Source organism: Kitasatospora sp. NPDC057512, from assembly GCF_042802135.1.
Lineage (GTDB): Bacteria > Actinomycetota > Actinomycetes > Streptomycetales > Streptomycetaceae > Kitasatospora.
In genome coordinates this window covers 1-8076 of sequence record NZ_JBHVET010000368.1, presented here as the reverse complement: position 1 = coordinate 8076, position 8076 = coordinate 1, and the positions used below count along the sequence as shown (strand labels likewise).

General features: G+C 74.6%; 10 protein-coding genes. 5 read left to right on the top strand and 5 right to left on the bottom strand.

Features of this window, described 5'->3' with window-relative positions:
* Positions 1–118 precede the first annotated feature (118 nt).
* Positions 119–742 carry a hypothetical protein gene (locus ACFU6K_RS23040; protein WP_380665873.1) on the bottom strand — a complete coding sequence of 208 codons (624 nt, stop codon included), beginning with the start codon at positions 740–742 and terminating at the stop codon, positions 119–121.
* Between the two features lie 136 nt (positions 743–878).
* Positions 879–1439 (bottom strand): DoxX family protein, encoded by a 561-nt coding sequence (locus ACFU6K_RS23035; RefSeq protein ID WP_380665871.1) that lies wholly within the window; start codon positions 1437–1439, stop codon positions 879–881.
* A gap of 213 nt (positions 1440–1652) precedes the next feature.
* Here ACFU6K_RS23035 and ACFU6K_RS23030 point away from each other — a divergent pair, with 213 nt between their 5' ends.
* The gene (locus ACFU6K_RS23030; RefSeq protein WP_380665869.1) at positions 1653–2285 is read left to right on the top strand and encodes a MarC family protein; all 633 of its coding nucleotides are present in this window, start codon (positions 1653–1655) and stop codon (positions 2283–2285) included.
* A 76-nt stretch (positions 2286–2361) separates the two neighbouring features.
* Here the strand turns inward: ACFU6K_RS23030 and ACFU6K_RS23025 are convergent, their stop codons facing one another.
* Together ACFU6K_RS23025 and ACFU6K_RS23020 are read right to left on the bottom strand one after the other, a co-directional pair.
* Complete coding sequence (locus ACFU6K_RS23025; RefSeq protein ID WP_380665867.1) at positions 2362–2901, bottom strand: NADPH-dependent FMN reductase; 540 nt, start codon at positions 2899–2901, stop codon at positions 2362–2364.
* A 60-nt stretch (positions 2902–2961) separates the two neighbouring features.
* A complete protein-coding gene (locus ACFU6K_RS23020; protein WP_380665865.1) occupies positions 2962–3423 on the bottom strand; it encodes an Lrp/AsnC family transcriptional regulator in 462 nt (153 codons plus the stop codon).
* Between the two features lie 188 nt (positions 3424–3611).
* Here ACFU6K_RS23020 and ACFU6K_RS23015 point away from each other — a divergent pair, with 188 nt between their 5' ends.
* From ACFU6K_RS23015 to ACFU6K_RS23005, 3 genes are all read left to right on the top strand, one after another.
* Positions 3612–4442: a tryptophan 2,3-dioxygenase gene (locus ACFU6K_RS23015; RefSeq protein WP_380665863.1), complete on the top strand. Its 831-nt coding sequence runs from the start codon at positions 3612–3614 to the stop codon at positions 4440–4442.
* A 65-nt stretch (positions 4443–4507) separates the two neighbouring features.
* Positions 4508–5734, top strand: coding sequence for a kynureninase (gene kynU, locus ACFU6K_RS23010; RefSeq protein WP_380665861.1), 1227 nt, complete (start codon positions 4508–4510; stop codon positions 5732–5734).
* Positions 5735–5875: 141 nt separating this feature from the next.
* Entirely contained in the window at positions 5876–6373 is a 498-nt protein-coding gene (locus ACFU6K_RS23005; protein ID WP_380665859.1) for a hypothetical protein, read from the top strand.
* On the opposite strand, the gene ACFU6K_RS23000 is transcribed toward ACFU6K_RS23005, so the two are convergent.
* Positions 6370–7323, bottom strand: a complete 954-nt coding sequence (locus ACFU6K_RS23000) for a hypothetical protein (RefSeq protein ID WP_380665857.1) — start codon at positions 7321–7323, stop codon at positions 6370–6372. The two genes, ACFU6K_RS23005 and ACFU6K_RS23000, sit on opposite strands and share 4 nt — an antisense overlap.
* Positions 7324–7399: 76 nt before the next feature.
* Between ACFU6K_RS23000 and ACFU6K_RS22995 the strand changes: the two genes are divergently transcribed.
* Positions 7400–8029 (top strand): TetR/AcrR family transcriptional regulator, encoded by a 630-nt coding sequence (locus tag ACFU6K_RS22995; RefSeq protein ID WP_380665855.1) that lies wholly within the window; start codon positions 7400–7402, stop codon positions 8027–8029.
* The last annotated feature ends 47 nt before the right edge of the window (positions 8030–8076 follow it).

Sequence of the window (8076 nt, the reverse complement as noted above, 5' to 3'; positions counted from 1 at the left end):
CCCTGCACCTGGGCAATAAAAATGGACTAGACCAACTCGCCCGTCAAGGGGTGCTGTTGGGCCTTGAGCCCCGCTTAAGGTTCCGCACCCGCGCTGAGCTGGGCGGCCGGGGCCCGGCTCAATAACGGACGGCGTTGGCCACCTCGGCCTTGACCGTGCCGGACAGGTCCCGGTTGGCGTGCGCGGTGGCCTGGGCGCTCTGCCCGACGGCGACGTCCTGGACGGTCACCGCGGTCGCGTCCAGCACCTTGCCGGACTCGTCGGTGAAGTCCAGCTGGATCACGTACCGGTACGACTGCTGCCCGTGGTTGGTGACGGTCAGCGACGCCTGCGGCTTGCCGTCCGAACCGGTGGCCACCGCCCCGACCGCGACGTCCCCCTTGGCGTCCAGCCCGCCCTTGATCCCGGCGACGGCCGAGGAGGCCGCCGACACCGCCGCCGAGGCCTGCGCCTCCGCCGAGGCGATCGCCGCACCCGCCCCGCCGGCCGCCGAGGCCAGCGCCGAGGCCGCGGAGGCGGCGGCGCTCGCACCCCGCTCCACCGCGGCCGCCGCCTCGGAGGCCACACTGCTCGCGCTCTTGCCGGAGGAGCAGCCCGCGAGCGTCGCCACACCGACCACCGCGGCGGCCAACACCCCTGCCACCGCCCGCCGTTGGCGGCGCATCGGCGGTGCGTCCAGGTCCTGGGCGGTGGCCCTCGGCGGGGTACAGGCCCTCGCGCGGGTGAGCGGCTGGCGGTCCATGCGGTCCCTCGTTTCCGGTCGGCGCCGGGCTGCCCGGCACACCTCCCGGCCCACCCTCCGAGGGCGGGCGGGCCTCCGCCAGCAGGGCTGCTGCCTCCGGGTGAACCGGCCCCCGCACCCGCCTCCGGAGAGCCCGCTACGAGAGCCCCGAGCCCTCCTGCGCGTCCGCCTCCACCGCGGCCCGCTCCTCGCGCAGCCGCACCTGGTGCCGGCGCCGGGCGACCACGCCGTACGCCCCGGCGGCGCTCGCCACGAAGGACGCCAGCCCGACCCACGGCCGGTCGAAGACGTGGCCGGTCAGGTGGTCCAGCGAGTACCGGCCGGCACCGGCCAGGCCGATCGCCAGCCCGGTCGCGCCGAGGAAGGCCGGGTACTCGTAGCCGCCGGACATGGCGAAGAAGCCGGCCGGGGCGTGCACCGACACCGCGCCCGCCATCGTCCCGGCCACCACCGCGCCGGCCGCCGGGGTGGCCAGCCCGGCCACCAGCAGCGCCCCGCCGCCCGCCTCGCCCAGGCCGGCCGCGAGCGCGCTCTCCCGGGCCGGGTGGAAGCCCATGTGCTCCATGGCCTGGGTGGTGCCCTCCAGGCCGCCGCCCCCGAACCAGCCGAACAGCTTCTGGGTGCCGTGCGCGATCAGCACCCCGCCGACCGCGCCGCGCAGGGCCAGCAGGCCCAGGTCCTTACGGTTCAGGCACATGTCGCATCCTCGCTTCCGCGGCGGGCTGGTCCCGCTCGGTGGCAGTCCTGCCTCCATAGCACCCGAGAGCGCCCGTCCCTTCGAGCCGGGACCGCCATCCGGGCGAATTCACCCCTGACCAGGAATGGAACGGCCGCCGGGGAGATTCACGCCACGCCCGGCCGCGGGGCGTGGCGAACCGGCCGCCCGGGGCCGCGCGGTCATGCTGGGCCCATGTTCGTCTTCAACCTGGGCAGCGCCTTCATCACCTTCTTCGCCGTGGTCGGTCCGCCGAAGACCCTGCTGGCCTTCGCCCGGCTGGCCGGGACCCGGAGCAACCTGGAGCTGCGGCGGCTGGCGGCGCTGAGCACGGCCATCTCGGCGGTGATCGGCCTGGTGCTCGGCTTCGGCGCCGACGAGCTGACCACCCTGTTCCACATCAGCGACCAGTCGCTGCAGCTCGCGGGCGGGGCGATCTTCTTCGTCTACGCCGTCGCGCTGGTCTTCGGCGTCCACCTCGGCTCGGACGGCGAGGACGACGAGCACCTGGCGAACCCGCTGGTGGACGGCATCCGCGAGCTGCTGCTGCCGTACATCGCCAGCCCGCTCGCCATCACGGCCGTCCTGGTCGCCTCGCTCAACCAGGACAACTGGGGCTGGAAGGCCGCCGTCTCCGGGGCGTACGTGGCCGTCGCGGTGATCAACTACCTCTGCGTGGCGGTGCTCGCGCCGCTGATGCGGCGCACCCACCGCACCTCGCTGGAGGTGCTGTCCCGGCTGCTCGGGCTGCTGCTGGCGGCGGTCGGCGTCGAGCTGTTCCTGGAGGGCCTGGCCGGGCTCGGGGTGCACCTGCCGACGGGGCACTGAGCCCGGCCCGCCCTCGGTCCCCGCTCAGGCCCCCTCAGTCCCGCTCAGGCCCGCTCAGACCCTGCTCAGGGCCCGCTCAGCCCGCCGCGAGCCGGGCCAGCACCTCGCCGATCCGCTCGCGCACCAGCGGGTCGGCGACCAGCCCGTCCGGGCCGACCGCGCCGCGCTCCAGCGGCAGCCGGACGCAGGCCCCGTCCAGCACCGCCGCGCCCGTGTAGCCGAGGACGGTGCGCAGGGTGGCCTCGGCCCCCAGGCCGCGGCCCGGGCCGGCGGCGTTGATCCAGCCGGTCGGCTTGTCCGAGATCTCGACCCCGCCGACCGTCCAGTCCAGCAGGTTCTTGAACGCGCCCGGCAGCGTCCCGGCGTACTCGGGGGTGCAGACCAGCAGCGCGTCGGCCCCCTCGATCGCGGCCCGCAGCCCGGCCACCGGCTCCGGCAGCGGGTCGGTGTCCAGATCCGGGTTGAAGTGCGGCAGCCCGGCCAGGCCCGCGTAGTAGGTGGCCCGCAGGCCGGGGGTGGCGGCCGCCACCGCAGCCGCCGTGCGCAGCACGGTCTCGTTGGTGGAACCGGCCCGCAGGCTCCCGGGCAGCAGCAGGATGTGGCGCTCGTTCGGCATGCCGGGCAACCTACCCCTTGACGTCCGCGTCAGGGCCAGCCGGCCGCGGCCCGGCGGCGCTCAGCGCGGCACCACCGGCCGCCAGGGCACCGGGCTGGAGAGGATCATCGAGCTGGACGGCTGGCCGTAGCCGCCGAGCCGGTCGCACACCGCCTCGAACTCGGCCATCGTCGACACCGCGACCAGCAGCACGCAGCACGCCCCGCCGGTGACCCGGTGCAGCTGGACCACCTCCGGCCAGGTCGGCACCTCCGGGTCGCGCAGCACGCAGCGCGGGCCGTAGCACTGGATCTGGACCAGCGCGGTGATCGGCAGCCCGGCCCGGGTCAGGTCCACATGGGCGTGGTAGCCGCTGATCACCCCCTCGGACTCCAGCCGGCGGACCCGTTCGGCCACCGCGGGTGCGGACAGGCTCACCCGGCGGGAGAGTTCGTTGTACGAGAGCCGGGCGTCGGCCTGGAGCTCGGCGAGCAGACGGCGGTCGACGGCGTCCAAGGCGGCCTCCCGGGTGGTCGGGATCAAGGGATTTCCATTCGTAAAGCGAATCGGCGGAACGCCTCGCGAACGACAGCTCCGAAGGCGGTTGTGATGCCCGTCGACCATTCAAGCGGGGGGCACCGCCACCGCACAATGGGCACCCGGTGGAACCCGGCAGTCCGGCCGGCCCACCGGACCGGGCGACGCGGCCCGGAGGATCTGGAGGGATCGGGATGGGGCACGACACGGTGGAGACGCCCAACCTGTCGTTCGGCCGGGGCGGAGCGCCCGGCCGGGGCACCCCGTACGCCGAGTACGTACGCCTGGAGGAGCTGCACGGCCTGCAACACCCGCGCAGCAAGGAGCCGGCCGAGCTGTCGTTCATCATCACCACCCAGGTGATGGAGCTGCTGTTCGACCTGCTGCGGCACGAGTGGACGCTCGCCCGGCAGGCGCTGCGCGAGGACGACCTGACCGCCGCCCTGGCCGCGCTGCGCCGGGGCACCCACGTCCAGGACGTGCTGGTGGACTCCTGGGACCTGCTGGCCACCATGACCCCGCACGAGTTCAACTCCTTCCGCTCGCTGTTCGGCGAGGCCTCCGGCTTCCAGTCCGCCGCCTTCCTGCGGCTGGAGTTCCTGCTCGGCAACAAGAACGCCGCGCTGCTGACGATGTACGACGGGATGCCCGACACCCGGGCCGAGCTGACCGAGGCGCTGCGCTCCCCCGGCCTGTACGACGAGGCGCTGGCGCTGCTGGCGCGCCGCGGCCTGGCCCCGCACCGGGCCCCCTCCGAGCAGCGCTACCAGCCGTCCGCGGAGGTCGAGGCGGCCTGGCGGCGGGTGTACACCGAGCCGGAGCTCGCCGCGCTCCGGCCGCTCGGCGAGGCCCTGCTGGACGTGGCCGAGCGGGTCACCCGGTGGCGCCAGCGCCACCTCTCGGCGGTCAAGCGGACCATGGGCGGCAAGCCCGGCTCGGGCGGCTCCAGCGGGCTGACCTGGCTGCGCAAGTCGGCCGAGCAGGACGTGTTCCCGGAGCTGTGGACGATCCGGGACGGGCTGTGACGGGCACAACGGGCACAACGGGTACGGACCGGGACGGGCAGAGGATGACGAGGGAGGGACGGGCCATGACCACACGCGAGGACTGCGCGGCGCTGGACGCCGCCGACCCGCTGGCGGCGTTCCGCAAGGAGTTCGCCCTGCCGGACGGGGTGGTCTACCTGGACGGCAACTCGCTGGGCGCGCTGCCGGTGCGCACGCCCGAGCGGGTGCGCCGGGTGGTCGAGGAGGAGTGGGGCCGGGAGCTGATCCGCAGCTGGAACGACGCCGGCTGGTTCGAGCAGCCGTACCGGCTGGGGCGGCGGATCGCGCCGCTGGTCGGCGCCGCTCCGGCGGAGGTGGTCGTCTGCGACACCACCTCGGTCAACCTGTTCAAGGTGCTGTCGGCCGCGCTGCGGCTGCGCCCGGGCCGGCGCACGGTGCTCGGCGACGCCGAGGCCTTCCCGACCGACCTGTACATCGCCGAGGGCGTGACCGGCCTGGTCGAGGGCGCGCGCAGCACGCTGATCCGCCCCGAGGAGCTGGACCGGCACCTGGACGGGGACGTCGCCGCGGTCGTCCTCTCGCACGTGGACTACCGCACCGGCGAACTGCTGGACATGCCCGGGATCACCGCCCGGGTGCAGGGCGCGGGCGCCCTGATGATCTGGGACGTGTGCCACTCGGTGGGCGCGCTGCCGGTCGGACTCGACGCCGCCGGCGCCGACTTCGCGGTCGGCTGCACCTACAAGTACCTGAACGGCGGCCCCGGCTCGCCGGCCTTCCTGTACGTCGCCGAACGGCACCTGGCCGCCGGCCCGCTCCAGCCGCTCAGCGGCTGGTTCGGCCACGCCCGGCCGTTCGCCTTCGAGCCCGGGTACGAGCCGAAGCCGGGCATCGGCCGGTTCCTGACCAGCTCGCCCTCGCTGCTCGGCCAGGCCGCCCTCGACGCCTCGCTGGACGTCTGGGAGCGGGTCGACCTGGCGGCGGTACGGGCCAAGAGCCTGGCGCTGACCGACCTGTTCGTCTCACTGACCGAGGGGCTGGACGGCGTCGAGGTGGCGACCCCGCGCGAGCACGCCCGGCGCGGCAGCCAGGTGGCGCTGCGGCACGCCGACGGCTACCCGGTGGTGCAGGCGCTGATCGAGCGCGGGGTGATCGGCGACTTCCGCGCGCCGGACCTGATGCGCTTCGGCTTCACACCGCTCTACCTGTCGTACACCGAGGTCTGGGACGCGGCCCGGCAGCTGGCCGAGGTGCTGGAGAGCGGCGAGTGGCGGGCGGAGCGCTTCTCCCGCCGGGGCGAGGTGACGTAGCCGGCCGGGAGGGCCGGCCCCTGCAGCGGTGGCACGGCCCGGAGGCCGCCGTGACGCAGCTCATGCCCGGGCCGAGTTCGACCTCCGTCGTCCTTGGGGATGCTCACGACTGACGGAACGTCACACCCTGGGGAGGCGTGCGTGAACCTCGAACTCGGCCCGCTCAAGCCCGAACCGGCCCCGCTGCTCCTGGGCCTGGCACTGCTCTTCCTGCTGATGTGGGCACTCGGCCGCCACCTGCTCCCCCGGATCGAACGGGTATGGTCCGAACGCTGGGAGGCCACCGAGGGCCGCGCCGAGCGCGCCGAGGCCCTGCTCGCCGAGGCCGAGGCCACCCGGGAGGCCCGGCTGCTGGAGCTGGCCGAGGCGCGGCACGAGGCGGCCCGGATCCGGGAGGAGTACGCCGAGCGCGGCGCGGCGGCGATGGTCGCGGCCCGCGCGGAGGGCATCCGCACCCGGGACGAGCTGCTCACCACCGGCCGCGCCCGGATCGCCGCCGACCGGGCCGAGGCGGCCCGCGTGCTGCGGCAGGACGTCGGCGAGCTGGCCGTCGCCCTGGCCGGCCGGGTGATCGGCGAACCGGTGCACGCCGTCGCCGCCCGGCGGCGCACGGTGGAGCGCTTCTTCGAGGCGAACTAGGGAAGTTGGAGCGTCAGCTCCTGGACCAGCCCGCGGTACACCGCGAAGGCCGGCTTGGGCGTGTAGTCGTCGCGCAGCAGGCCGAAGCGCGGGAACAGTCCGGCGCCCGCGCTGTCCGCGTCGCGCAGGGCGAAGAACGCGTAACCGGTGACGTGGAGTTCGGCGGCGAGCCCGGCGACCGTCCGGACCACCTCCGCCACCACCTCGGCCTGCCGCGCCTCGCTCCGCCCGGGGCCGGTGGGCCAGCCGTTCTCGCAGATCCGCACGGGGACGTCCGGCCCGATCCCGGCCCGGGGCAGCGTGTCCCGGCGGAAGCCGGTGAGCACCGCCCGTACCGCGTCGGCGAGTTGGGATGGCGGGACGGGTCGGAAGACGTCCGGGAAGAAGTCCAGGCCGACGTAGTCCAGGGCGCGGTGGAAGCGCTCGTCGGCGAGCGTCCCGAGCTCGGTCCAGAAGGTGTCCGCGGGGTCGAAGGAGGGCACCGCGTTGAAGCCGACGGCCAGCCGGTCGAATCCGTGGGCCAGCGCCTCCTCCTTGGCCGCGACCACGCCCTCGACCAGCGCCCGGCGGACGTTCGGGATGCCGCCGTCCACGGGCGGGAGGTCCAGGTTGGGCTCCTCGCAGATCTGGAGCAGGGCGAGGCGGTGCCCCTCGGTCCGGACCGTCCGGCGGACGAAGTCCTGCCAGCCCGCCAACTCCCCGCTCCGCTCCCGGTACTGGACCACCAGGTCGAGCCGGCGGCCCTCGACGGCGTACCGCTCGGGCCGCTCGGGGGTGTGCTCGCCACCCGGGTACGAGCGGTAGGCGCGGACCAGGAACTCCCTTGCACTGCCCTGGAGTTCGCGCAGGGCGGCGGTGATCCGGGCCGGGTCGTCGGGGCGGGCGGGTGTGATCACGCCGGTGTCGTCGCCCGCCACACCGCCGGGATAGATGCCGAAGGTGAAGGTCATGCCGTCACCGTAGCGGATATTTTTGGTGTCACTGCAAGTTTTCAGTGACACCATGATTGGCAGGTAGGATCCGGCCATGGGACTTCGCGAACTCAAGAAGCGGCAGACCCGGGAGCTGCTCTCCGACACCGCCATGGGCCTGTTCGCCGAGCGCGGCTTCGACCGGGTCACGGTGGTCGAGGTGGCCCGGGCCGCCGGGGTCTCGCCGAACACGGTCTTCAACTACTTCCCGACCAAGGAGGACCTGTTCTTCGACCGCCAGGAGGAGGTGGTCGCCCACCTGGCCGAGGTGGTCCGACACCGCCCCCCGGGCAGCTCGGCCGTGGACGCCGTCCGGGCCGACCTGCTGGCGGCCTTCGCGAGCGGCGAGCCGACGGTCGGGCTGAACCCGGGGATCGCGGCGTTCTGGCGGATCGTCGAGGACAGCGCCGCCCTGCGGGCCCGGCTGCTGGAGCTCGGCGAACGGGCCGAGGCGGCACTGGCGGCCGTCCTGGCCGAGGAGTCGGGGGCCGCACCGGAGGACCCGCTCCCCCGGGTCGTGGCCGGAGCCGTCGCGGGGGCCCACCGGGCGGTACTCGGCGAGATCCGGCGGGCCATGGTGGCCGGGGAGCCGGCCGAGGCGGTACGGACCCGGGTCGAGGCGGCGGTGCGGCGGGCCTTCGACCTGCTCGCCTCGGGCCTCGCCCACTACCCGGCCGAGCGGTAGGCGGCCGGAGCCGGGGAAGCCCGCGGCGGCGGGGACGGGAACGGCGC